The organism is Rossellomorea sp. NPDC077527, assembly GCF_044542955.1.
GTDB classification, from domain to species: domain Bacteria; phylum Bacillota; class Bacilli; order Bacillales; family Bacillaceae_B; genus Rossellomorea; species Rossellomorea aquimaris_E.
The window spans coordinates 24,601-50,320 of the sequence record NZ_JBITVL010000011.1 but is presented as its reverse complement, the minus strand read 5'-3'; the positions used below and the strand labels follow the sequence as shown (position 1 = coordinate 50,320).

Here is a 25,720-nt window from a genome sequence, read left to right as displayed (position 1 = left end):
ATAAGTTCTCTCTTATTTATATAGGCTGCTACCGGTCCATCAATCAGGATAGATGCATGAATGGACTTATGAAACAAACATAAGCATCGCAATAAAGATCAACATAACCCCACCTGGCAATATCGCTGTACCAAGTGCCTTCCATGAAGAAAATTGGTGAGCTTCCGCAATCGCTTTAATAAGAATGATGATATACCAGACGGAAAGTACCATTTCTATAATGGATGAAGCAATGATGATCCCACCTTCTCCTGGAGAGAGTGGAGGTGGAAAAGCCGAAAAAGCACCAAGTTTGAATACTTGAATGTCCGGAATCCATAATAGAAGCGATAAGACAATTGGGATATTGGCCCATGCTGTTGCCTTCAGAATCTCTTTAAAGCTGGCAGACCCTTTGAAAACTTTGCCAATCCCCCAGTACATTAATCCGGATAGTCCCCATACAAAAAGTCCAAACAAAGGTCCAAGTAATATGGAAAAGAAAAAGATCCCACCTATATCCGTGTTCACTTTATCGGCAATGTTTGCTGAGGACATCGCATCAAGAATTGTGGAAATACCGGCTAAACTGACGAATAAAAAGACCCATGCGAATTTCTTATTTTCTAATATGTAACGAACCGTTCTTCGGGGTTTCGTCCAAATGTTTACTAGCGGGTTGAGCTTTTGTATTGATTGCAATTCAGTTTCAGTAGCTGGATTCATTTGTATCTCCTACCTTCTAATTATTTGGTTTTCGTCTGAAGAAAGAGCCTGAAGTTTGCTTCAAGCTCCTGTACTTTCTTTCATTTCGATTTGATTAAGATGATTTTTCCTCATATACGGTAATGCAATTCCTACAACTACTGCAGTTACAGGCAACCCTCCATCACCCAGCAGCCATTCCAATACTGATACAGGAACGTATATGACGTAGAAGAAAATCATTAAGAATAAATAAAATCTTCTCCATCGTTTTTCTTTTTTGGACACTTGGATACCCTCTTTTCTTAATACACTATAGATGCACTTAACATTTTTAGAATATAATGGAAATTTACCTAATCTTATTTACCACAATTTTCAAATAAAAAACCTATAAAAAGTAAAATCTTGCATTTTTTATTTGTGGGCATCTCTTCTAGTTCATAGTTTATGTGTTTTTCAACAAAAAAATAAAACCTTGAAAACTAACTTCCAAGGTCCTTTCTACTTAATTATTCATATACCTTCTCAAGATATTTCAGTTTAGGCCCATATCCCTTCTGAGGAATTTTCTCTTGAAATACCTTAATGAGTTTATTGTCCGAAATACTTTCGAAAGTTGCCGTTGACTTTACTTCAATTCTCCAATCCTCTGTGGATAAAATAATATCCATATCCTCAGGGTTTGCATCATTGTCGATCAATATGGATTGAGCTGCATTTTGAATTCTACTATTAAGAGTAGAATCAGAAAAATGCTCCCTAAAAGCCTCTTTAAGTAAAGGGTGTTCTTCTAATTCGCCAGGGAGCACATCATTGAGCGCCTGTATATAAGCAAGATCAGAAGCTTTCCCAGAATCCTTGAGTTCCTGTTGTTTTTCTTCGACTTGTTCATTAATACTTTTACCACCATCTAAGGCCTTCTGAGCGGCAGAAATGACACTACCGTCGAATTCTTCTATCGTTTTCGTTGTTTCATCAATTAATACAGACGTACCAGCAAAGGCAGCTTGCTCTACAGAACTGTTTGCCTGGGCTTGAACAACGTAGATCTTTGCAATATTTGCCACGATCAGAAAAACGACAGCAACGATGCCAAATAGCCAAAGAATAAAAAAGATTGAGTTCCCTTTCTCATTGTCTATATACTTTCTCATTCCACCAACACCTGGCCCACTGCCGATTGATCAAATGAAAGAGCCGTTTCATCTTTCCATTGTTTAGGAATAAACACAAGCGGATGCTCGACCTTAACATTAATTTCAAACTTTCCGTTGACATCGGGTGTAGTAATGGACATTCCATCATAAGTTATCACATTGCTTGCTCCAATTGCTTTTTTTACCGTATTTTCTGCTTCTAATGCATCTTTAGTAGCAGAGTAAGATTTAGCCCCTTCATTCACTGCCGTTTTAACTGTATATATGGCATACCCTGACGCTACAACCTGCCAGAGGAGCAGAAAAAACATGAAGAAGAAAGGTAGAATTCCAAGGAATTCAAATGTGAGAGCACCTTTTTCATTATTTACTTTTTTGAAGTACTTTCTCATTGCTACCCTCTCCTAATTTTCTTTTAGTCGATTGATTTTGAATTGGAGATACCAAACATTAAATATGACTAATAACCAAGGTTTAAAAATTTTTTCGTCTAAATGTTCTTCTATCATTTCCCTTGCCCTAAAAACTGAATAGTAAAGGCAACCTACAAAATAGAAAGATAAAATTATGTCATAACTATCTAATATAGATATGCCATATCCCGTGAAGAACGGGTCCTTAATTAGATCGTAAATTAAAGATACAATTGTAAATACCAAGAAAAATTTCCACCATCCATGAGGTATGAAATTTTTAGAAGTGAGTTGAGAAAACGACTTTTTTCTTGAAATAAACCAATAAGCATAATAAACACCAAATGTAAGTATGGATATTGGAATAAGGAAGAATAAGTTTGATTTCTTAAATATCATTGTTTTATCAGCCATTCATTTTCTCCCTCTTTTTATATTGTTGTATTGCTTTTATGATATTTCACCGCTAAGTAGATGTATATTAATGGAGAAAATATAGTGAAAATCAATACTTTTAATGTTAAATAAACTATTAAACTGTTCTCCATTTTATCGACAAATAAAGTGAGTAAAAACCACAGCAAAATATTTATTGAAATGACGAGTATCAAATCTCCTAACAGACCTATATTCTCATTTTTCATTACCGACCACGCATTTTTTATTTTATTGATCAATGGGATATCATCTGTAGCAAACAGTGGGAATACAATTAAAAAAGATAAAGAAATTAAGGTAGGAATCAGTATTAAGGGTGATCCCACGACCATAATTATAAATGCAATGATTGTGACTATTAATATTAAAAAAAAGTTATCCAAGAAACTTTGTAATGAATCTTTAATACTATACTCTTCATCATTTAGGTAATTCTTAGCCACTACAACAAATGGAGGGAATAAAATGGTGAAGTTAATTAACACCATACATATTGAATAAAGGTTCGGTGTCATCAAATAATCCGCAGTTAAGAAATATATGACGAAAGACTGAATCAAATAACTTACTGGCAGTACCACCGCCAAACTTAAAAGGAAAATCTTTACCAAATTTTGATTAAATATATAAAACGTTTCTTTAAGCATATTTTTCACCTTTTCGTTCTATTACCTTTAAGTAAACTGTAGATATTACGAGTGCAAAAATAGAACTTAACACCATATTACGATTCACTAAATCTGGTGATTCCAAAATATAAAACTCAAACACATATGTCCCTGCCAAGTAATTTAGAAAGTTAAATGTGACCGTTGAGATATAGCAAGAAAAATATGGAGTATCCGGATTGAATTTTGGAGCTGTCCAACCAATTAGTAGGTGACTAATTACAAACAATAAAATAAATAGCAAGTTCATATTACTTAAATCAAAGATACCAAATAAAAATCCGATTACCACATTTACTAATAAGGGGTAACTTATGGTCTTTAAAATTCCATTAATATTAACCAAAAAACCACTTCTTTCTAAAGAAAGTTTCTAGGCCATACATAAGATATTATGACCTAGAAATTATCTTAAATATCTTTTGGGTGCTTTAAAAACGCAGGGAGAGTAATTTGTAATAGAGCTGATAAAAAATATAATACCAACCCATATGAAATATTTTTATTAAAATCATTTGCATTCCCGATAATGATAAACATTGGACCAACCGTTATGCAGATAAAGACTACAATATGAAAAGCAATGCTAAACTTATTTTCAAACGTCTTTGAAAAGGCTTGAAAAATATTCTCCTTTAAGAGATGTGTAATGATAAAGCTTCCTATCCAAATTCCTAATAAGAAAAACCATATGGAATTTTCTTCTTGCCAGAAGTATTTAATAAGTGGCTGGGCAAACAAAAAGGAAAGACTGAAAACTAAACAATAGCTTTGGATAGAGAAATATCTCACTTTAAGTTCCACTATTCTCCAAGAAACCACAATTATGATGACTAATATGCTAGAAACAATACTGTTCATAATGAATTGTGGAGTATACCATTCTGGCAGAGCACTAAATAAGAAAGTAACAATTATTATAGAAACCGTTACATGTATGATCCTGCTTTCTTTAAAAGAAAGGTTGTTCGTTTCATCCAAAAATACCACCCAATCCTGACTTCAGTTTATCTCCTAATTCGCCGACCTTGCTTCCAATTTTTTTCGCTGAATTTCCAACAAAATCATATGCTTTCTTATATCCCGACCGAATACCGCGTCTTAGCGCCTTTCCTGGTCTGGATTCCATAAAGAAATAAGAACCTACACCCACTCCGATACCAGCTACTGCACCAATTGCTGTGCCTAACCCTGGAACAATAGAACCCCCTACAGCACCTGTTGCAGCTGATCCTACAATTGAACCAACCAGTGTGGTTCCAGCACCTATTGTCAGATCTGTTGAAAGGTCAGCATAAAAATCAGAAGTATTGAACATACTCTTTTTGGCACCGACTGTATAATCTATTAGGGTTTGACCAGTTGTAAGTACAAAATTTACCGGAGCACTCCCCTTAATCAGTTGCATAGGCTTTAATACCTTTGTATTAAATGTCCAATTGGATACATATTTGGGCTTCATCCAACCCTTTTTTTGAATTTCTTCTGTCTTTTTATAAAAAGGTATCCATTTATCCCTTATACTTTTTTTAAGGTTAGAAGTAAATCCATTTAACTTTTTTCCGTCTAGGAATTCATTCCTTCTGAAATTATTAAAGTTTTTCTTCCCATTATTAATACTATCATTGTCATTGAATCGATCAAGGAACCATTGTGTAACTTTGTTACCAGTCTTGCGATCCCCTTTCAATTTCCAATTTTTTGTCCCGTCTTTGACAAATTTGTAACCAGCTTTATGAGCAACTAATCCCTGAACAATATCATCTGCTGCGAATAACATATCAGTTCCCCATCTTTTCGCAGCTTTAATCCATGCTAAACTTGACGATAGTTTTTCATCAAGAGTTTCAACGCCCTTTACTGACTTACCATTCCCGTCTACATCTCCACCTTCTGTTGATTTACCATCTCCATCTACGTCTCCGCCTTCTACTGATTTACCATCTCCATCTACGTCTCCGCCTTCTACTGATTTGCCATCTCCATCTACGTCTCCGCCTTCTACTGATTTGCCATCTCCATCTACGTCTCCGCCTTCTACTGATTTACCATTTCCATCTACGTCTCCACCTTCTACTGATTTACCATTTCCGTCTACATCTCCGCCTTCTATTGATTTACCGTTTCCGTCTACATCTCCGCCTTCTATTGATTTACCGTTTCCGTCTACATCTCCGCCTTCTACTGATTTACCTGAATTAGGAGGAGTCCCTGGAGTAATCGGTCCTCCAGTAGTAAAACTCTCTCCTCCAAATACAAAGTTTGGAACAGGTGGTGGAGCGTTTGGAATTATGAAAGTACCGTTATTTAAAGGGAAATTTTCTAAGATTGGTTTTCCCGAATTCGAAACTTGACCTCCATTATATGACTCCCCGGGCTTGATCGCTTGGCCTGGTTTGAACACATCACCAGGAACAAGGAATTCACCACCGCTTATTGCTTCACCTGGAGTGATTGCTTGACCTGGTTTGATGGATTCTCCTGGGGTTATAAATGTACCGGCGGCCATACTCACTACAGGGAATACATTCCAAAATAATATCGTGAACGTTAACATCAGACTGAAAACTCTGGTTATATTCAACTCATTCTCACCCCAGTCTTATTGAGTGTTAATTTGATATTTTTCTTCAAGTGCTTCTTTGGCCTCGAGATAGCTTTGTTGGTTAATTTTCTTTAATTCATCATTAAAGTTATTAATCTCGGAATCTATCCAACTGTGATATTCATTGTTCTTCTTTTCAATATACTCACGTGATTCCTTACTCATTAAATTCTTTTGTTGTAAGGTGTAGATCAGGAGATTAATCTGGTCTTTTTCTTTGAGAGACTTAGACTCCTCCTCAGCAATATAATTGAAGATTTCCAGGTTATTTTGCACCTCTTTAAGCTCTATCGATTTTTCTCCTTTTTCTTTCCACTTTTTCCATGCCTCTGCAATATTATTTATTTTTTCAAGCTCTGTTTTGAGACCAGCTTGGTCTTCAACATTAGAATAAATACCATTAGTCTCATCCGCAATATCCTTGAGCTGTCTCTGACCTTCCCCATCTACATTAAAACCAATCACATTTATTATTGGAGTCAAGTCCGAATTATAAAGTTCTTTAGCAGCTTCTACTGGGTCTTGGTCACATGTTTCAATTCCATCACTTACTAAATAAACAATATTAGTATTTTTATCTCCATTAAAACTGGACAAATCGTTTTTAGCATCATTTAAGGCTAGGCTTATTGGCGTCCACCCAGTTGGTTTAACTTTGTCGAGTGATTGATTAAACTTTGTAGAATCGTAATTATCTATTGGATATAAGATATCCGAGCTTTTGCAAGACAACTCCTTATCAGAATCAGCATTGCTACCCTTATGTCCATATACTCTCAGACCTACTTTAGTTCCCTCAGGCAAATTCTTTACAAATTGTGTGATTTCTTCTTTTGCTGCTTTCATCTTTGTTTGGCCACCAGCGTCTTGAGCCATGCTCCCAGACGCATCAAGGATCACTTCAACATTCAAATTCTCTTTGAACTGATATCTTGGATCTTCTATTTCTGGATTACCAAAGGATTGAAATTTAAGCTGTTTTATCAAGCTATCTGGCCCATTAAAGTCTCTCTGGACACGTTTCAATAGCTCTTGATAATAGTAATCCAATTCTTTTTCACTTGGATTATTTTTTATCTCCGGCAGATCTTTGAACCTTTCTACTGCCTTTTCTTTATCTTCAGAAGTAGACAATGGAATATAATTCGAATCTTTTCCAACGGGTTTATTCTCCAGTTCGCTATATGTAGAAGGTAAAGGTTCGACTTGAACCTCTACCTCCTTTTCATTTACTTCCTTATCTTTATCGACTTTAGATGTTTCTTGAGGGGGTTCCCCTTGTTGATTTGCTTTTTCTTTTCCTTCTTTACTCTCGTTACCACACCCGATAATAAATAGTGATAAAACTATTATTATACTTAATAAACTTTTTATGGATTTCATTATTCTCCTACCATCTTGCCGATTTTGGAGAATATTTTACTAATAATTGATGATACGCTATCCTTGTTATCACTCACAGCCGTCGATACAATACCCAATACTAAAATCAATAAAGCCGCTAATCCTAACCACTCTAACGATTGAGCTCCTCTTTCATTTTTCACCGGTGTAGTAAATTTCACGTATAGTTCTGTTAGTTTGTTCATCATGTTTTTTTCTCTCCTTAAAGTTGGTTTTAATTTTATTTATTGAAACATTTGTAAAATGTTTCGGTTTTCACTAAACATATTTATAATCATCAAGCCGCCAATCAGGATTAATGCAGATGGTAAAACTAGAAATGTGGTAATCAGCGTTACTTTAGGAGAGGCTTTGGCAGCCTTCTCTTTAATCATTTCTTTCTTGATTTTCCTCATTTCTTCGGCTTGTAATTTGAATGTCTTTGATATTGGAACTCCGAGTCTTTCGCCTTGTATTAATGACTTTAAGAGTAATTGAAATTCTCTACTATCGTTTCGTTCTAATAAGGTGTTATATGCTTCCCCTCTCGGAACGCCTACACTTAACTCCTGAATGAAGCGCCCGAACTCTTCCCTGATGGGTCCTTCAAAGTAGGGGACGATATCCCTTAAGGCTTGATCCAACCCTACCCCTGCTTGAAGAGTGACGCTCATGGTGTCGAGAAAGTCTGGAAGTTGAAAGGACAAGTCTTCTTGTCGTTTTTTGGCTTTTCCATTTAACCATAGAATGGCTCCTCCATACCCTGCAAGTGGATAGAGAATCACGGCAATCTGAGAGAATGGTAGCCTTAAGAGGAAGCAAATCCCCCCTACAATGAATCCAATTACAAGAAAGAACATCTTTAATCCTTGAAATCGTTGAACCGTTAGTCCATAGGGGTGTCCCGCTTTTATCAGTAACTTCTGTATGTCGTGATCTTCGCTAAAAAAGTTAACCCTTTGTCCAATACCGGAAAAATCATCTGCATATTCAAAAAGTTTACTGAGTATCTTTTCTTTTCTCGTAATCTTCTTTTCAAAAGAATTATAAATATACGTTTTTTCTTCTATTTCCTTCTTTAGATCATTTTTATAAATAATATATGTGTAAAAACTTCTCAGGCTTAAACCCAAAAACAACAAGGTTAGCACTAAAAATATGACAATTAAACCATCCATCGCCTCACACCCTAATATTGGTTACTTTTTTAACGAGGATAAAAGTTAATAAAGTACCACCTATGAATAGTAACAACAGGATGACCCCAAGCCCTGTAAACAAAGGGTCAAGGAAGCCGTCTATAATATTGTTCATCATCAGAACCAGGAAAATCGGAATGACCGGAACGATATAGGCAACATATCGTTGCTCTGCTGTCATTGTTTTAATTTCTTGCATTAAGATCTTCCGTTCTTCCAACGTTTGGCCCATCTCATCCAAAACAGAGAATAAATTACCTCCGGCTTTTTTCTGAATGAGAATTGTAGCGACAAATAATTTGAATTCACGATTGTCAACGCGTTTCTCCATCGATCGAATTGCTGTGTTAAAATCAATTCCCAATGAAATTTCCTGCGCTAATCGTTTAAATTCTCCTTTAGCTGGTTCATTTACTTCCTGGGCCACAAGCTGAACTCCCTGATTCAGCGTCATCCCCGATCTGGTTGCATTTGCAAGCAAGCGGCAGATTTCAGGTAATTGTTCAACTAGTCGTTGTTTTAATTTGTTTTTCCTCAATAGAAAGAGGAGTCTTTTTCCCCCTTCCAAGAAAAGGAGAGACACAAAGATACTGATTAGAAAGCTAAGACTGAAAAAGTTCTTCAGCATAATGACGATTCCCATAAATGCCACAAACTGTGCACCAAAGTATTCAGACGGAGTAAGGGGAATGTTTGACTCCCTTAGTTTCTCAAAAATAGGTTTCGCCGTTTCTGTTCGATCAAATTTATCACCTAAGAGAACAATATAACTTTTTCTTTTTTCTCCATTACTATAAAAATCGTTTACTTGCTTCTTCCATTCTCTTTTTTCCTTACGATAATCCAAATAGAAGCTTATTGAAATAATGAATAGAAGAGCCGAGAGAGTCGCTATGGCAGCAGATATCAAGTGCTCACCTCCTCAAAAACAGGTGTAAAGGCAGATTCGGAAATGTTATTTCCAAACACCTTCAGTCGTTCCAGGCACTTAGGTACATATCCTGTGGCCGTATAATGGCCTTCTATGGAGCCATCCTTTTTCATGCCCGTTCTTTTAAATGTAAAGATTTCTTTCATTTCATGGCGACCATCAGAGTGTTTTATTACTTCCGATATCGAGATGATCTTCCTTGTACCATCAGTCAATCGTGTTGCTTGAATGATAATGTCCAAGGCACCTACAATATATTCCCTAACAATATGGGATGGGAGATCCATTCCTGCCATTACAACCATAGCTTCTACACGCCTTAATGCATCTTCAGGTGAATTGGCATGCACTGTCGTGATAGAACCTTCATGCCCCGTATTCATGGCTTGAAGCATATCAAAGGCTTCTCCACTACGAACCTCCCCAACGATGATGCGATCAGGTCTCATACGTAAAGCGTTTTTTACCAAATTACGAATTGTAACCTCTCCTCGACCTTCAACATTTTCAGGTCTCGCTTCCATCCCGACAACGTTGGGGCGATCGAGTCTTAGTTCTGCCGAATCCTCTATCGTTATAACCCGTTCACCATAAGGAATAGACGCAGCAATGACATTCAAAATAGTGGTCTTCCCTGACCCGGTACCGCCTGAGATCAACGTGTTAAGTTTGGATTTTACAACCGCTTCTAAAAAGTGGGCCATATGAGAATTCAATGAATTGAAGTTTAAAAGATCTTCCATTTTAAATGGTTCTGCTCTGAATTTCCTAATTGACACCAAGGTACCGTTTAAACTAATTGGAGAGATGACCGCATTCACACGGCTCCCATCAGGAAGTCTGGCATCTACCATTGGTGAACTTTCATCAATTCGTCTTCCTAACGGTGCAACGATTCGATCTACTACATGCCGTACATGCTCATCGTCTCGGAACTTAATATTGCTAACTTCTAACTTACCCAATCGTTCAACGTAAATCTCTTCGTACCCATTAATCAGGATTTCTGTGACGGTCTCATCATTAATGAGTGGCTCCAACGGACCAAATCCAACCGCTTCATCAAGAATTCGGGATATCAATAGCTCCTTATCATGTCGTGAAATTATCACTCTTTCCTCCGACATGAATTGAGATACCAATTGTTCAATTTTTAATCTCATTTCCCCTTGAGTTAATTGGGTAAGGGCTTCTAAATTCGTATCTCTAAGAAGTCTGGCTTTATAGTGTTCAACAAGGTCGTCAACTAAATGATTTTCATATTCATATGTTGTCGGCCGATTTTTCTTCATTTTTTCTTTTCGTTTATCGAATAGGGACGACAATCTTTATTCCCTCCTATTTCAAGACTGCCATAGTGAATTTTCTTACATCCTTTGCAAAAGGAATCAACCTTTTTTCCTTAGGTGATTTCCTCACCGGTTCACCCTTATTAATATAAGTTTGCAGTCCTTTAAGATCTCTCCTTATGGACGCCGATATTGGAAATCTAAGAATGTCCTTTAAATCACTTTGCTGCAGTTCGTTTTCTTTGGAAATCTCATTTAAAACAATTTCCAAACGCGATTGAAGATCTATCCCCAAGCGGGTACATAATTCCTCATAATGCTTAAGGACTTTCAAAGATGAAGTTTCCGGATATAGAACGTAATAAATCTTGTCTGACTCTTCCATTGCGGTGACGATTAAGTTATTGACGTCAGATGGTAAATCGATGATGACATAATCAAATGACCTTCTACATGTTCTAAGAAGCTTAGCGATGAATTGTTCATCTAATGTTTCCCCTACTTCTGCATCACACGGACTTACTAATATCTCCAATTGAGAATGGGTTTCGGTTTGAGAAACATTCCTTACATGGCTTTCATTTAGCTCTTCAATAACCGGTGTCAAATCGGCTATCGATCGATTTGTTTCAATCGACATCATCGTTTCAATACCGCCATACTGCAGGTTGAAATCAATGAGGATGACTTCTGCTGCCGATTCAAGCTTGAGCGTTTGGGCAAAAGTAGAAGAAATGATCGACTTCCCACTTCCTCCTTTTCCGCTGTAAAACGAATAGATTTGTCCCCGTCCCTTCCCAAAGACCACTGTACTCTCTTCTTGACTGCTCTTTTTCATTTCATAATTCTTCTTAATCGTTGGGAACCTACTTAGGAACAATGACATCTCATCCGGCAATACGAAGAAGTCTTCTGCACCAGCTTTTGAAATGTTTCGTAATATAGTAAAATCCGAATCTCTTGCTAAAAAAATGATATAAGTGGAAGGATTCACTGATTTAATGTATTGGATCAGCTCGACTGAATTATCATTATTTGACTGGACAAACACGATCATATCTCTTGTTTGTCTATTTACTTCCCTTACTGTATCTTCTGCGAGTATGACAGAAACTCTACTATCCTCTTGATCAAGGGTGTTTAAGACTTGATTGGTCACTACGTCATCTTCACTTACTAGTAGAATATCAAGATTCTTTTCCATTTGATGCGTCTCCTTGATTTGATTCTTTTGGTTTGTTTTGTTCAGCGGGCTTTGGATCTGTTGTCTTTTCATTTGTAGTTTGTGCAGGTTGTTCTTTCTTTTCGGTTTCCTCCGATTTTACAGGTTTTTCTTGTTCAGCTGGAGGTCCTTCCATTTTTCCTACATTAGCTTTTAAGATTCGTATATGCTCCGCGTAGTTTTGCATATGTATCAACTTGGGTGCCTTTTCTTCCGGAACCTCGACCGCAACTCCAGCGAAATTCTTTTCATCTCCTTCAGCGTAGGAAACTGGTACATCTTTCATAAATAGCTCCGTCTTTCTTTCACCATTCACTTCAGTTGAAACAATGATATCGATTCTATCCAAGGCTTCGATTACCTGGTCGAATTGAACCTTATCATTCCGATAAATGGCAACTAACCTGTTGTTTTCGTTATTTAAATTCGAAACAGGTTTAATCATATTTTCAGTTATAATATCACCGGCTTTAAGAGGGACCACTGATACCCGATTCTCCAATTGAAGTTTCCCTGTAATATGTGATTTTGTAACGAATTTATTAGGTATCTCCATTACATCGATCTGACTTTCTTTTATAGGCGTTCTTGACGGTATATCACTTTTTGCCACATAAACCTTTGTCATGCCACCCAACTCAGAATTCAGATCTTTCACTTTGTCGTAAACCAAGTAGCCTGCACCGACTGCTAAAAGAAATGCTAAAAACAAAAATATAAATGCCCTTTTTTTGGACTCAATCATCTCCAGTGTCACTCCATTACAAGGTTGATTAGTTACTATTAATTTTTAATTATTTTCTTGCAAGTAGTTAAATATCTAGGTTCTTTCATCCCCCACTCCTAGCTGTATCTACGAACCAAAAGACAAAACAATGTCACATTTTCCTCAAAATGATTCCTTAGTATGAGGTTTGAAGAAAATGGAATTAATTCTATCCTTATTTACCACGAATTTCATGTTTAAAACTTTTTAAATGTAAAATCCTGATACTTTTTTTCTATATAATAATTATCACTGGTAACCGTGGACGTCAATCCGACAAAGTCTTTGTCGAATTTTGTCTGTTATTATTGGACTATTTTATAAATTTTCCCAGAAACAAAATTGGGTATTTTGTATAGCTACTAAAGATTTACATTGCATTTTTCAACCGAGGATTTAAATTTTATAGTGGTAATTTTTAGGTGTTTTATTACAAGTATTAAAATTGGTAGGTAATTGGAATCATTTGTGAATGAAGTGTGAATGAATCCCTGAAGTTTTATGTTGATTGAATTTTCCAAATACAGATAATGTCATCCATATAATTGAAAAAGCCATCCGGTCACGCAGGATGGCTTTTTCAATTCTTTTTATAGTTCGTTTACCAGTTTTGCAAGTAGTTCTTCCTTACGCATAATGGCCTCTCCGCCGCCTTGAACAAACGACTCTTTGCCTCCGCCTTTCCCGTTGATGAGTGGGAATACTTTTTGTGCGACCCCTCGTAAGTTAACATTTGGTAATGACCCCTTCGCCGCTACGAGCTGAAGCTTTTGATCATTTTGTACGACCAGCAACACAATTGCCTCTTCTCTCTTAGAGATGATGTGCTGGGCAATCTTCTGAAGTTCCTGGATTGGTCTGTCGATATAAGATTTCTGGATAAGCGTATAGTCATCTTTTTGGACTCCAAGTAAGCCTTCTGCTTCATACGTCAATAGTACCTCTTTCAATCCTTCCAATGCTTTCTCCTGCTCTTTTTGTTTGGCGATCAGTTGCTCGGCAGTCGATACCATATTTTCTTCTGGTGCCTGCAGGACACTTGTGAGCTCTTTCAGGAGTCCGTGCTTACGGTGTAATTGGTAGAGGACACGGTTACCACAGATAAACTGCAAGCGGATATGACCTTTGTGCTTTTCCCAATCCAGGATCTTGATGGCTCCGACTTCACTTGTGGAACGCGGATGGGTTCCACCGCACCCGTTGTAGTCAAAGTCCGGAATAATGACGAGACGAATCTCATCTGTAACGGAGGGCTGCTTACGTAATGGGTACTGGGACAATTCCGCTTCCTTCACCCACTTCGTCTCAATTGGTCTCGCTTCCTGTATAATCCGGTTGGCCAGTTCCTCCGCTTTCTGAGCATCTGAATGGCTAATGTCACTTACATTTAAGTCTATGGTGAGGAACTCTTTCCCTAGATGAAAGCTGATCGTCTCATATTGAAGCGCTTCTGCAAATGCGGCTGACAAGATATGCTGACCGGCGTGCTGCTGCATATGATCGAATCGGCGTTCCCAATCGATCTGTCCCTCAATAACGCCTGAAATATCGTTAATCGGTTCCTCTATGTAATGACGGATCTCTCCGTTCACTTCTTCCACATCGATAATCCGCTTACCCTTCAATGTTCCCGTATCATGGGGCTGGCCACCGCCTGTTGGATAGAAAGCCGTTTGTTCTAATTCGACGTACCAGCCTGACTCATCCTGCTGCTGCTCCTGGATGGCTGTTTGAAAGGTCTTCATATAGGCATCTTGATAGTATTGTTTGACTGTCATCGGTAACCCTCTTTTTGAACTGTTCTATCCATACTTTATCATAAGAGGGATGGATGGAACCATTTCAGTCCCTTGGGTCCTTCTCAACGGATATAGGCACTGTCCCAACTTGTTCCCATGGAATTTCCCAGCGTCTTTCAAATTCCTCCTTTGCCATTTCGTCACCTTCAATGACCTGTTCTACCAGTGTCCTGAGTTTCATCGTTGCGTAGTTCATGTTATCACCTGCTTTTGTTTAGTCGGTAAGTAGACGTTCCATGGAGTATACGAAAATTGATTCAGTTTGGATGTGTATTTATCATACTTTTTACCTATGTGGTGATTTTGTAAACGTTTGGACTCTCTTGGGGTGAAAAAAAAGTGGTCACTCCAAGAGGAATGACCATGAATAGCAGCTTAGATATGTGGGAAAGAAGTGTTTATTTAAAAAAAGTGTAGCCTATCGATGAAAAGTAGACTGAAAGGAGTATTTTCTCTCATCCTGTATTGAGTTTTTGAAGAAAACAATGATTTCAGGTTACCTTAAAGGACTCCACAATACCGTTGGTGAGTTTTATTTTCAAAAATGAACCTTTTATTATCAAAAACCATCCACTTCTTTTCAAAAAGTAGAATTTATTTTCAAAAACCGCACTTTTATTTTCAATTCCTATAATGATATAAAAAAAGAAGCCCCCCAAAAGTTCACTGAACTCCTGAGAAGCCTCTCTTTATTCACCTCTATGTGAGCATTTCACTCTGCTCAGGGGAATGGCGATGATGTATTACATCATACCGCCCATTACGTTATAAACTGTAACATCTTAAACCTTTTTTCACGGACCCGCGGTATTAATGGGTTTATCAAATAATTTATTGAAACATCTTTACTTACTTTTCACGGCTTTTTATAGGATTGCGTTAAACAAATGTTAAATTTAACATCTTTATTTTCACACTCCACATGTCTATTACGCTCAAGTTTTTGCTAATCATCTTTTCAAAGTTTTTTCAATTTTATCAATCATAATTAGTACAGAAAAAATAGGAGGTGAAATTATTTGTAGCGATGAATTCAAGAAAAAGTCGAGGAATTAACTACTAGCTTAAAAGCTGGTGCCCCTGACCAGGTACTTTATAAAGTTATTGAACAGATAGTGATGAATGATCCGGAATATTTCAGGAAGAAGGAGAGAAATATAGAAGAGTTAGAATTAAAATTAGAACATCAATCGGTCGGTCATAAAATAATGCAAGATCCCCCTATAAATGGGTGTTTTCTCATTATAATGAAGGCATCCAAAGGGCAATGTTACTGCTTATTTTTAATTTCAAGTGTTAAAAAGAGCCAGGACATAATTCCCTCTGAATTAATTGAAAAATAACAACTAAAGGAGAGGGGAACCCGGATGACTGTTGATGAAATTATTAAAACATATGCAAAAACCCAAGGTGAAGCTGAAGGTATAGAGAAAATGATAAGTATGATGATGTGCCTTAAAAAATATGTAAACCTTGCTGAACTTCAAAAGAAGACATTATATTTAGGAGAGGATAAAAATGGCAGGTAAATCACCTATACCACGTAATCCAAATAAGCGACTTTGTGTAGCAAGAAATATTACATTTCCAGTTCAAAAAGAAAATGAATACTGGATACGATTACTCTCTAATAAATCACTTTGCAAAAACAGGTTTAAATTATAACGAAAGAGTTAAATCCATGGTTTGTCTCATTCGTTGTAGTTGAAGTGAGAGTGTCGTAATTATCTTTAGAAGCTAACTTTTGAAATTCCCGACCTTATCTTAATCCACAATCCTTATAAGGGAAGTATTTATCCTGTTAGAACGAAGAAATCTATGTGCCCCTTAAAATCAGTAAAGTATTTTAATGAGGAATCCATTCAACATACAAGAAGGACCGCAACCTATACCTACTATTTAAAAACACTTATTGCAATATGAGCTTAAAAATATCCCTTGATGAGACATTAAGGGATATTAGTTTATAAAATTATAAGATTGAACCTTCCACTTCGAATTTGATTAATTTTAATAATCAGTGGTTGAATTAGATCCGACGTAACTGTCTTATCACCGTTTTGTGAATTTCCTTTTTCAAGGTTTATTGTATTTTGCCAAACTGTCCCGGCACTAAATCGCCATACATTAAATTAGCAAGAGGCATTCGCGACATAAAAAAGTTGCGAATTTGTGTGCTAAAGGACTTGTCAATTCACACCCTATTCCAACTGAGCAGTTATTCTTAGGAGCCTTCCTGTAAGGACATATATGATACAATTGTAAATATTGGATATTCCATTAACAGGAAGGACTGTTGAGGGTTGAAAGTATTCCTTTTTCAGCAAACGAGCCAAATTATCGATGAGTTTTATTCTATATTTAATTCTCTGAATGATAAATTACAGTAGTTAATGAAAAAGACGCATAAAAACATATAAGTGTAGGTGAACGTATTGAGAAAGCCCATGGATTTAAATTCTTTAATTAGTAGCTACAAGAATTTACCGTTGGAGATTTTTGAAGGAGTACTGAGTTTTTTTGATTTTACTATGAGATATGAAGAGATCGATCAAATTTCTGCTTTTATTGCTAATCTAAATGTGGAAGATAGATACCTTGGATATTTTTATGTAGGTTATAAAATACCACAAATAGATAAGGAATTTGATCTACTTAGATTTGGGGAAAATTACATATTAAATGTGGAAATAAAATCTATTTTAAAAGAAGAAGATGCTCGGGAGCAGTTAGTTAAAAATAATTATTATTTATCTTCTTTAGGTAGAAAGTTAAAATTGTTTACTTATATTTCAGAAGATAATAGTTTTTATCAATTAGGAGATGATGGAGCTTTTAATTCAGTAGACTTTGCTGTATTCGAAAAACTCTTAGTTAGTCAAAAATTAGAACATCATTCAAATATAGACGATTTATTTGATCCCTCTGATTACTTGGTATCTCCCTTCAACGATAGTGATAGATTCAATAAGGGATCATATTTCCTAACGAAACAACAGCAAAAATTTAAGGGTGAAATACTAAAAAGCTCATCACAATTTATAATTTTAGAAGGTTTACCAGGAGCCGGAAAAACGCTATTACTCTATGATTTAGCAAAAGAATTTAGTGAAAATAATGATATAGTTATAATTCATACAGGAGATTTAAATGCTGGCCATTTAGTACTAAACCAACAACGTAAATGGAATATAATTCCAATTAAAGAAGTTAAAAAGATTGAACAACTTAGACCTCAATTTATTTTTGTTGATGAAACTCAAAGAATGTATCCTTGGCAGCTTAAGTATATTATAGAATATATACAGGAAAATGATATATTCGGTATCTTTTCTATCGATCCAAAGCAAATACTTTCTATTAGTGAACGTAACTACAATAATGTGAATACACTCAAGTCTTTGGAGAACCATGAGTTATTTAAACTAAGTAAAAAGATTAGAACAAATAAAGAGCTTGGAGCTTTTATCAAAGGTTTGTTTAACTTAGAATATATGAAGTACTGTAATAATACTGAAAATATATCCATCCATTATTTTGGCGATATTAACCAGGCAAGGGGATTTGCAGAAGGGATGGAACTCGAGGGGTGGCAGATTATTGACTATACAGGTCAAAACTTCAATGGTCATGCTATCCAGAGGATGAAGCTAAACAGAGGATTAAATGCACATGGCGTTTTAGGACAAGAATTTGATAAAGTACTTGTATTAGTTGGTTCAACTTTTTATTACAATGATCATAAAAGTATTGCTGTAAGACATGCAAATTATTATGATCCGGAGCGAATGTTTTATCAATCTGTTACCCGTGCAAGAAAACAAATCATGTTGCTTGTTGTTAATAATCCAGAATTTATGACTAAGCTTATTAATGCCTTGAGTAATAAAAATAAAAAGCAATTACATTAGAAATAATTACAGGTTTTGTTCAACTCAATGGTGCTCTAACAGAATAAGAAGATAATAGAGATTCAAAAACCCAGAGCCATAAGGTCTGGGTTTTTCACTATAGTTCAGTATTAATTACAACGTTTTTTCTGCTGCTACACTAACTGTGATTTAAGGATTTCCCTCCCTAAATAGAACCAAAAACCATACTATGGAAATATTTAAGTTATTCCATTAAACTCCTTAACCTGAGAAGCTTCATAATACACACTAGAAATTTCGTTAAGATTAAGGTAATCAATGTATCTTTGCTCTATTCTTTGAAACTCTCCTGGATCCAAAGCATTCCCTTTAGCCATAATAGTGCTATCTAGATCAGGAAAATAATCAATAGTATACTGTGCATCCAGTTTAACAAAGCTAGCTAAATAAAACGGTGGATTATAAGAAATAATCCTTTCATTAGAAAAAAAGAGTAATTTATGTTCCTTTCCTCTTATAGAGGAAATATTTAGAAGAGATAGTTGAGATGTACTTTGGTCAGCATCCAACACAAGAAATGTACGTGGATAAGTGCATTCTTGGCCATCAGCAAAATCTAGGCATAGCTTTAATCCTTGACCTTTTTGAATATTCATCAATAAATCATGTATCCATTGTCTTCATCGAAACAAATAGAATAGGCCTCTTCATCACCATGAAAGCTCTGCAATGTTTCAAGAAGGTTTTCGTCAATAGAAATTGATTCTGGATCATAATAAAATTTTATGCCGTTAACTATCTCATACTCTTCGCTACTATCTTCTTCACTAATTACAGCTAAAATATCACTGATTTTATTTAAATCATATTTTCTAATGACTTCTTCATCAATTATACTGCGCTCTTTGTGATGATAAGATGAATACGTATCCTTCGAATTCTCATAAGATACTTGCCAACTGTATTGTTGATGGTTTAAGTCGGATAAAGTTGCGGCATCCAAATGACCAAAAACTTTTTCAGCCAGTTTAATTGATTCAAGCTCAACTTCATCAAAATCAGTATTAAAATTTAATGCCTCTATAACCAAGAAGTCATTATTGTGTTGGTATACTTGCCTCACATTATCTATGACCGTACCGTTTTTAAAAGCATACATGTTATCAGAAAAGAGCCTTTCACCTTTTCTAGCCATGTGTATTAACTGAGAAAAATAAAGCATTTTCTGAAGTTTCATATTGCCGTCAAATGTATTGCGGGGATAGTCATAGTTATTTTTAATAAAATACTTAGCAAGGTCAGTTGCACTCCTGCTCATGTTTTCCCCTCCTTAATAGGTATTTGAAAACCTATAAGTAAACGCTTTCACTTTTTTTGCTAAGTTGCGAATTAACAGGTTCATATGTATATATTAGCCAATTTTGCTAAAAAAGTAAACATTTTTGAATGAAATTAAGACGTTGGGCATCTATCCTTTCTTTATTCTGAGTAAAGAAAACACTTAAACGCACAAGCACCATGTACTTATACGTTTATTATATTCTGACGCAAAAGAAATTAAATTCAGCCTGAAAGGTAGCCTATACTTTTCAATTTTTCGGTACTGAGCCCACACATATACTTAATTGTTCTCTCAACAGAACTACTACCCCTGATTTTCCAAAATGCAGGAATGTTTGAACCATAAGTAAAATACTCTGGCTTCAGTCTTAGTTGTTTGTTTGTGTCATAATCCCACGCTTTGGCTAAATGGGGGTGAGTTACAAGGATGTTATTCTCAACTCTTACTAGTAAAAGGCTTAAAATATTATACATATCTAATCTTGTGTTAACAATTCTTCTTAATTGAATGAGGTCTAGTTCTTCCCCTCTTTCACATAAATACGCAAAAGACCTAATAATACATTCATCTAGTGAATCATGGAATTCTTTACTACCAATTCCCTTAGAAGCGTAATGGACAAAGTTCATTTTATCTTCTAAATATGAGTTGCATTTTTCAGATTCTCTTATTGTTATCAAATCAATTTGACTACTCCTTATTAATCCTTGTCTCTCCTCATCATCAGCCTTCTTATTTTTATGGTAATACTCACCCAAATAATCAATTCCAAATCTTAAATTAGGGACATAAATATCTATCTCACATACATTACCTTCTATAGACATTTTTTTCTTTTCGCTTTCTGGATAAACCACTTTATAGTAAAAATAAAAGGCAATCTCAGCAAATGACCCCTGTGACCATCTTTTACAATTAGGACAAACGTTACGTTTCTTTCTATTATTTGGTGAAACTAACCATTCTTCTTTTTCGCACTCAGGACACTTAAAATAGAAATTTGTTTTGTTTCCTGGAGCTATTATTAATGGATTAACCGCACTTTCATTTTTTGCAGACCAGGTTAGAGCAATGTAAGGATGTTGATACCCAAACGAATTTGATAAACATCTTCTTGAACCATGACAATAAGGACAACCATTACTAGTTGAGGGATTTGTCTTCATTGATATTTTAGTTTCATAAGGAGGATGAGTTGGGTTATCACAAGTAAAAGCTACAATTTGGCTACTTCCAGCAGATATGTTATCCGGTGTTATTCCTAGAGCATTATTTATTTCAAAGTTCCACTCGACCTCTACAAGCTCTTTATGAGTTTGGATAAGGGGTTGCAATCCTTTAATCCGTTGTGGTGCTTTCTTAATACTCTCTAGTAAGTCTTCTTTTTTCAGTTCACTTTCTTTAAAGAATAATACTTCCCAATCTATTGATCCCTCTTTTTTAAGTTCCATCCATGTTTGATCATAAAATCTATTTAATCGAGGACTAATTTCTCCAAGTATTATCACTTTCTTTTTTCTATTCTTAGGTTTACACACCTCACAAAAACGTATAGACTCATAATCTCCGACCCTTGCCGTTATTACATTCTTTTTACAATCTCCACATAACCAAGTAACAAGATTTGATGCCTTTCTTCCTATGTGAAAAGGGGTTAAATCATTTTCTTCTAAAATCCATAAGCGAGTTGCTTCAGGAGAATGATATCCGAAAGAATTAGAAATACAATGGTGGAAAGAACTACAATATGGGCAATCTTGATGATGAGTAAACACTTGGAATATTTGCTTTATATAAGGAGGGTGGTTTGAGTCAGGAATAGGGCATTTAAAAACAGCATATTGTTGAGAACCACCACTATAGTTATGCGGCTTTATACCGAGCTGTTCATTAAATTCTTCATGCCATACTCTAAGGAATTTGGTGGATCCTATGATTTTTTCTTCTGCAGAATTAAACGGTGAAAATATTGGTTTTTCTGCCATTCTTTCCATAATATCTTTTTGAAAAACCTCTTTTTCTTTACATATATAATATTCCCAATCAATAGATTTAGAATCTTTAAAGTCTTTGAAAAGCACCTGATAAAGCTCATCTATCAATAACTTATTTTCTTTCAATAAAAAAATTGCCATCGCTACCATCCTTAAAAAGTTATCTTCATTAATTATGGTGCATAAAGAAGAATTCTATACACCTGACTTGAGCATTTTGGATGAGAAATATTTTTTCCTTTCCCAGTAACTTTAGATGAAAGACATCGAAGACTTTTGCTGAAATCTAGTATTACAGTTGAATTATTCTTTTATTCCTTTTCTAAAATAAGTTAATCATTTCTTTCTTCCGTATCAAATGGGTCTACTTTATTGGGACACTATATAAACCATTCTCTGAAACTGGTATAATCAGTCTTGAAGGTGTATCAATAGACTTGTTTCAAAAGGGAGAATGAAAAATGAGGAAAATAGGGTATGTTCGAGTAAGTTCTGTAGATCAAAATCCAGCCAGACAATTAAAGCAGCTGAACGAAATTGGAATGGATATCATTTTTCAAGAAAAGTTATCCGGTGCCACCCAGGAACGACCGGAGCTCCAATCAATGATGAGCTCACTTGAGGAAGGCGATACCATTTTTGTTACAGACCTTACTCGAATAACCAGAAGCACACGGGACCTATTCGAGTTAGTGGATAAGATAAAAAATAAAAAAGCAAATTTAAAATCATTGAAAGATACATGGCTTGATCTATCAGAAGAAAATCCTTATAGCAATTTCCTCATGACAGTTATGGGTGGAGTAAACCAGTTGGAGAGAGATCTAATCCGTATGAGGCAACGAGAAGGAATAGATCTTGCTATAAAAGAAGGAAAGTATAAGGGTAGAGTAAAGAAATATCACTCAAAACACGCAGGGATAAATTACGCAATCAAGCTTTATAAAGAAGGAGAAATGACTGTTAATCAAATATGCGAAATTACAAGAGTTTCTCGCTCATCTTTATATAGAAAGTTAAAAGAGGAAAATACCGAAACGGGTGGGGAAACAGCAAATGAATAAAAAGCACTTGATAATATTCAGTGGCGTAACCTTAAGTTTATTTATTTTTATACCTGTAATTGTTAATTCTCTAATGTTTGATGGTCCTTTTACCGTAAAAGGTACAGAGGAGTCATGGATTTCATTTTTCGGCTCATTTTGGGGAGCGATACTTGGTGGGATAATCTCAGGTGGATTGACACTTATTGGTGTTTATTTGACGATTTCAAGACAAAGAGAAACTGATTTTGAAAATAAGTATCCAAAGATGGCTCTAAAAGGAAATAAAATTGAAGAAAGAATAAATAAATCGATTTTAATATTAAAAAGTCAAATCCCTGAAGAAAATTTTCACGAGAAAGATAAATATAAAAATCAATTCAGATGGCATTTAGAACATTTACAAAAAGAAGCAGATCAGGTAATCGAGTGGGCTGCCGGAATAAGTGCTGACTGTTTTGAAAATGTGAACTCATTTTATGGAAGCATAAATGAAATGTTAAGAGATATGGAAAGTTCTGCTTATTACGATGAAGTAGGAATTTTTGTAGATCCACCAGGAGCAGTAAATATAGAACTTTATCTAGGCATAATGGAAAGGGTTTTAAAAAATCACTATCAAATAATGGGTGGAATTTCACGTAGATATTATAAGAACAGGTGAGGTAAAAAAGGTACATTTTCATACACCGGCAAGTAATGTCGTGATGACACACACTGCAAGAATTCTAACAGATGAATGTAGCAATGATAGAAACCTTGCACCATGACAGAACTTTATCATGGTGCAAGGTTTCTGCTATGTGCGTATAAAAGAATGTATTGTTCCAACTCCCATTTATAGTATAAATGTATGTTGCGTTTAATTCTGATTCATAACAGAGAAGCAATGGTGGTTTTGTCCAACTACATATTGACATTTTATTTAGGGTAATGGAAACACTAAAAAGAAGCCCATAAACACTGATTTTACTAACTTAAATAGCAGGTGAATTTATATGGATATAATTAACACATTTGCATTTAAAGGAGAACTTTTAATATTAAAGGAACAGTTGATTAACCTTGGACTATCACTCCAAGATGGGAAAATTTCAAAAGAAGAGTCAGTAAGACAGGTAGCCAGATGTATTGATTCTTTAGATGATATTGAAACATTAATTAAGTTTAATTTTGAAGGTTAACCAAATCCTTGTATAAAAAATGTTTCACAAAGTGTATCAATAATGGTGTTACTGTTGAATTATGATTAGAATAGAAAGGTTTTGGTTGGTCTAGTAATGCTTTTAAAGTAAATTACAAGTAAAAGGGACATTCATAGAAGTTATTAATATCCTGCCCTTAGAACCAAAATACTGCTTAAAACAGGTAGTAGAATTTAATATCTTTTAACCACCGGGAAAACCACTTTAATATTACGGAGAAGATCCATATTTAGTGAAAAGCAGATTGACCGATAAGGTTCCCCTGATGGATTTCCCCATGTTAGACCATGCATCTCCGGAACCCAAATAGAAAAGCAACTTTTATTTACGAGGAACTCTATAAGATTACTTTCACTTATAAAGAATTCTTCTTTCCAAAGACTTCATCTTTTTTATTACTTCTCCAGCTGAAAACGCTGTAAGAAAGTTATCGCCCTTATGGAGAATGGTCATTTCTTTCTTAAGAAATTCCCACTCAGATAAAGCTGTCTTGTTTTGCATGAGTTCACCTTCACAATCATCACACATCTGGAGATCCCAGTCTTCCATAATTTCTATATCTGTTTCATGGAAATTAGCATTACAATTTAAGCACTTAACTATTACATCCCCTTTCCTCTATATAGTCCTTACGTCAAAAGGATTTATTCCTTTAGTTGAATAAAATTCGCTTTCAATCCATCCACTCAATATGGAATAATTATTTTTTTCTTTTACTCATCTATTTTCTGTAGATAGGTATCAATAAGGTTTCGAGGAATTAAATTTAAGGTATTTTCCACACCTAAATTATATATAAGCAATTTCATTGCTTCTTGTAATTCTCTATCTGAATACAATAATTTACCATCTCGGGGCATTTCCCATCTTTCCGGTAAATCCTCGCTAACCATATCGTAATCTAGTAGTTGTGGTTCCATTCTTAGTTCTAATTCCGGAACAACATCTTCATTACACACTTCATTAACTAAATCCCATAGTGGATTGCTTTCTGTATTTTTAGGTTCTAAATCTCTAGCAATTTTTTTTAACTTTTCTACAGATTTCCTGAAATTTTCGTGCTCATAAGAAATTTCACGTCCCTCCCCACCCTCAGTAATATCTATTTCGGTCTTACTTATCACTTTGCCAGTAGTTTTAAGCTCTCGCCAATAAGTGCATACTAAAAATATTCTATACAATTCTTAAATCCCCTCTTGTATAATAGGAAAACACATATGTTTTTTAGTGAAGATGAAATGAGGTATATAAATGAAATGGGAGAATAAACCACAAATAAGCGAATATCATCCATTTAAAACAGAATATGAAGAATTATGTATGATGAGCCGTGATGAGTTATTAAAAGCAATTAAAATTCATATAGACGATTACTTCGAGATAAAATCTAAAAGAAAAAATCAGGAAGTATCCCAGATGAGTGATTTTATTATGGAAAAGTGGCACGAAAACTCAATTGAGACGTTCTATTGGAAATTTATTAATAAAGAAACAAAAGTAACAGAGGAATAAGGCAGAGCTTTAAAATAACAACTTAACGCTTATGATTTGTAATTGTTATGATACCTACTAATACCTTTATAATGGAGTAATAGAAAAAAGTGCCATAACTTTTTAAGTTATGACACCAACACTCTTAAATAAATTGTTCCAATTATAGTAACAAGATTAAGTATCGTTCTAGGAAGCAAATAAACTGGTTAATAT

The 25,720-nt window shown here is 35.2% G+C and carries 27 protein-coding genes; 6 read left to right on the top strand and 21 right to left on the bottom strand.

Going from position 1 to position 25,720, the window contains the following annotated elements; genetic code table 11:
• Window positions 1–66: 66 nt before the first annotated feature.
• The 17 genes from ACIGG7_RS22540 to ACIGG7_RS22460 form a co-directional block, all read right to left on the bottom strand.
• Window positions 67–705 carry a Yip1 family protein gene (locus ACIGG7_RS22540; RefSeq protein ID WP_397551085.1) on the bottom strand — a complete coding sequence of 213 codons (639 nt, stop codon included), beginning with the start codon at window positions 703–705 and terminating at the stop codon, window positions 67–69.
• Between the two features lie 60 nt (window positions 706–765).
• Window positions 766–972: a hypothetical protein gene (locus ACIGG7_RS22535; protein ID WP_397551084.1), complete on the bottom strand. Its 207-nt coding sequence runs from the start codon at window positions 970–972 to the stop codon at window positions 766–768.
• A 224-nt stretch (window positions 973–1,196) separates the two neighbouring features.
• A complete protein-coding gene (locus ACIGG7_RS22530) occupies window positions 1,197–1,841 on the bottom strand; it encodes a hypothetical protein (protein ID WP_397551083.1) in 645 nt (214 codons plus the stop codon).
• Complete coding sequence (locus ACIGG7_RS22525; protein WP_219165782.1) at window positions 1,838–2,236, bottom strand: pilus assembly protein; 399 nt, start codon at window positions 2,234–2,236, stop codon at window positions 1,838–1,840. The genes ACIGG7_RS22530 and ACIGG7_RS22525 overlap by 4 nt, the downstream gene beginning before the upstream one ends.
• Window positions 2,237–2,248: 12 nt before the next feature.
• Complete coding sequence (locus tag ACIGG7_RS22520; RefSeq protein WP_397551082.1) at window positions 2,249–2,671, bottom strand: DUF4234 domain-containing protein; 423 nt, start codon at window positions 2,669–2,671, stop codon at window positions 2,249–2,251.
• Window positions 2,672–2,688: 17 nt separating this feature from the next.
• Window positions 2,689–3,342: a hypothetical protein gene (locus ACIGG7_RS22515; RefSeq protein ID WP_397551081.1), complete on the bottom strand. Its 654-nt coding sequence runs from the start codon at window positions 3,340–3,342 to the stop codon at window positions 2,689–2,691.
• 432 nt (window positions 3,343–3,774) lie between these two features.
• On the bottom strand, window positions 3,775–4,344 hold the full coding sequence (locus ACIGG7_RS22510; protein WP_219165779.1) for a hypothetical protein: 570 nt from the start codon (window positions 4,342–4,344) through the stop codon (window positions 3,775–3,777).
• A complete protein-coding gene (locus tag ACIGG7_RS22505; protein WP_397551080.1) occupies window positions 4,337–5,947 on the bottom strand; it encodes a hypothetical protein in 1,611 nt (536 codons plus the stop codon). Before ACIGG7_RS22505 ends, ACIGG7_RS22510 begins: the two co-directional genes overlap by 8 nt.
• A gap of 18 nt (window positions 5,948–5,965) precedes the next feature.
• Window positions 5,966–7,351, bottom strand: a complete 1,386-nt coding sequence (locus ACIGG7_RS22500; protein WP_397551079.1) for a VWA domain-containing protein — start codon at window positions 7,349–7,351, stop codon at window positions 5,966–5,968.
• Window positions 7,351–7,560, bottom strand: coding sequence for a hypothetical protein (locus ACIGG7_RS22495; protein WP_219165776.1), 210 nt, complete (start codon window positions 7,558–7,560; stop codon window positions 7,351–7,353). Before ACIGG7_RS22495 ends, ACIGG7_RS22500 begins: the two co-directional genes overlap by 1 nt.
• 36 nt (window positions 7,561–7,596) lie before the next feature.
• On the bottom strand, window positions 7,597–8,529 hold the full coding sequence (locus ACIGG7_RS22490) for a type II secretion system F family protein (protein ID WP_397551078.1): 933 nt from the start codon (window positions 8,527–8,529) through the stop codon (window positions 7,597–7,599).
• Between the two features lie 4 nt (window positions 8,530–8,533).
• The gene (locus ACIGG7_RS23740; protein ID WP_219165774.1) at window positions 8,534–9,460 is read right to left on the bottom strand and encodes a type II secretion system F family protein; all 927 of its coding nucleotides are present in this window, start codon (window positions 9,458–9,460) and stop codon (window positions 8,534–8,536) included.
• Window positions 9,457–10,806 (bottom strand): TadA family conjugal transfer-associated ATPase, encoded by a 1,350-nt coding sequence (locus tag ACIGG7_RS22480; RefSeq protein ID WP_226677663.1) that lies wholly within the window; start codon window positions 10,804–10,806, stop codon window positions 9,457–9,459. Before ACIGG7_RS22480 ends, ACIGG7_RS23740 begins: the two co-directional genes overlap by 4 nt.
• 13 nt (window positions 10,807–10,819) lie before the next feature.
• Window positions 10,820–11,974, bottom strand: a complete 1,155-nt coding sequence (locus ACIGG7_RS22475; protein ID WP_397551077.1) for a CpaE/TadZ family protein — start codon at window positions 11,972–11,974, stop codon at window positions 10,820–10,822.
• Window positions 11,958–12,737 (bottom strand): flagella basal body P-ring formation protein FlgA, encoded by a 780-nt coding sequence (locus tag ACIGG7_RS22470; RefSeq protein ID WP_397551076.1) that lies wholly within the window; start codon window positions 12,735–12,737, stop codon window positions 11,958–11,960. Before ACIGG7_RS22470 ends, ACIGG7_RS22475 begins: the two co-directional genes overlap by 17 nt.
• 611 nt (window positions 12,738–13,348) lie before the next feature.
• Entirely contained in the window at window positions 13,349–14,536 is a 1,188-nt protein-coding gene (locus tag ACIGG7_RS22465) for an alanyl-tRNA editing protein (RefSeq protein WP_397551075.1), read from the bottom strand.
• A gap of 64 nt (window positions 14,537–14,600) precedes the next feature.
• Entirely contained in the window at window positions 14,601–14,753 is a 153-nt protein-coding gene (locus ACIGG7_RS22460) for a hypothetical protein (RefSeq protein ID WP_397551074.1), read from the bottom strand.
• A 1,171-nt stretch (window positions 14,754–15,924) separates the two neighbouring features.
• On the opposite strand from ACIGG7_RS22460, the gene ACIGG7_RS22455 reads away from it, so the two are divergent.
• Both ACIGG7_RS22455 and ACIGG7_RS22450 read left to right on the top strand, forming a co-directional pair.
• Complete coding sequence (locus ACIGG7_RS22455; protein ID WP_397551073.1) at window positions 15,925–16,086, top strand: hypothetical protein; 162 nt, start codon at window positions 15,925–15,927, stop codon at window positions 16,084–16,086.
• Window positions 16,087–16,983: 897 nt separating this feature from the next.
• The gene (locus ACIGG7_RS22450) at window positions 16,984–18,468 is read left to right on the top strand and encodes a DNA/RNA helicase domain-containing protein (RefSeq protein ID WP_397551072.1); all 1,485 of its coding nucleotides are present in this window, start codon (window positions 16,984–16,986) and stop codon (window positions 18,466–18,468) included.
• Between the two features lie 200 nt (window positions 18,469–18,668).
• Here the strand turns inward: ACIGG7_RS22450 and ACIGG7_RS22445 are convergent, their stop codons facing one another.
• The 3 genes from ACIGG7_RS22445 to ACIGG7_RS22435 all read right to left on the bottom strand — a co-directional run bounded on the left by ACIGG7_RS22445 (window position 18,669) and on the right by ACIGG7_RS22435 (window position 21,906).
• Complete coding sequence (locus tag ACIGG7_RS22445; protein WP_397551071.1) at window positions 18,669–19,088, bottom strand: hypothetical protein; 420 nt, start codon at window positions 19,086–19,088, stop codon at window positions 18,669–18,671.
• Window positions 19,085–19,747 (bottom strand): Panacea domain-containing protein, encoded by a 663-nt coding sequence (locus ACIGG7_RS22440; protein WP_397551070.1) that lies wholly within the window; start codon window positions 19,745–19,747, stop codon window positions 19,085–19,087. The genes ACIGG7_RS22445 and ACIGG7_RS22440 overlap by 4 nt, the downstream gene beginning before the upstream one ends.
• Window positions 19,748–19,992: 245 nt before the next feature.
• Window positions 19,993–21,906 (bottom strand): zinc-ribbon domain-containing protein, encoded by a 1,914-nt coding sequence (locus ACIGG7_RS22435; protein ID WP_397551069.1) that lies wholly within the window; start codon window positions 21,904–21,906, stop codon window positions 19,993–19,995.
• Between the two features lie 320 nt (window positions 21,907–22,226).
• Between ACIGG7_RS22435 and ACIGG7_RS22430 the strand changes: the two genes are divergently transcribed.
• The 3 genes from ACIGG7_RS22430 (at window position 22,227) to ACIGG7_RS22420 (ending at window position 23,992) form a co-directional block, all read left to right on the top strand.
• Entirely contained in the window at window positions 22,227–22,829 is a 603-nt protein-coding gene (locus ACIGG7_RS22430) for a recombinase family protein (RefSeq protein WP_397551068.1), read from the top strand.
• Window positions 22,822–23,472, top strand: a complete 651-nt coding sequence (locus ACIGG7_RS22425; protein WP_397551067.1) for a hypothetical protein — start codon at window positions 22,822–22,824, stop codon at window positions 23,470–23,472. The genes ACIGG7_RS22430 and ACIGG7_RS22425 overlap by 8 nt, the downstream gene beginning before the upstream one ends.
• 334 nt (window positions 23,473–23,806) lie before the next feature.
• Window positions 23,807–23,992 (top strand): hypothetical protein, encoded by a 186-nt coding sequence (locus ACIGG7_RS22420; protein WP_397551066.1) that lies wholly within the window; start codon window positions 23,807–23,809, stop codon window positions 23,990–23,992.
• A 734-nt stretch (window positions 23,993–24,726) separates the two neighbouring features.
• On the opposite strand, the gene ACIGG7_RS22415 is transcribed toward ACIGG7_RS22420, so the two are convergent.
• Window positions 24,727–25,194, bottom strand: a complete 468-nt coding sequence (locus ACIGG7_RS22415; protein ID WP_397551065.1) for a hypothetical protein — start codon at window positions 25,192–25,194, stop codon at window positions 24,727–24,729.
• Window positions 25,195–25,264: 70 nt separating this feature from the next.
• Between ACIGG7_RS22415 and ACIGG7_RS22410 the strand changes: the two genes are divergently transcribed.
• On the top strand, window positions 25,265–25,525 hold the full coding sequence (locus ACIGG7_RS22410) for a hypothetical protein (protein WP_397551064.1): 261 nt from the start codon (window positions 25,265–25,267) through the stop codon (window positions 25,523–25,525).
• Window positions 25,526–25,720: the final 195 nt, after the last annotated feature.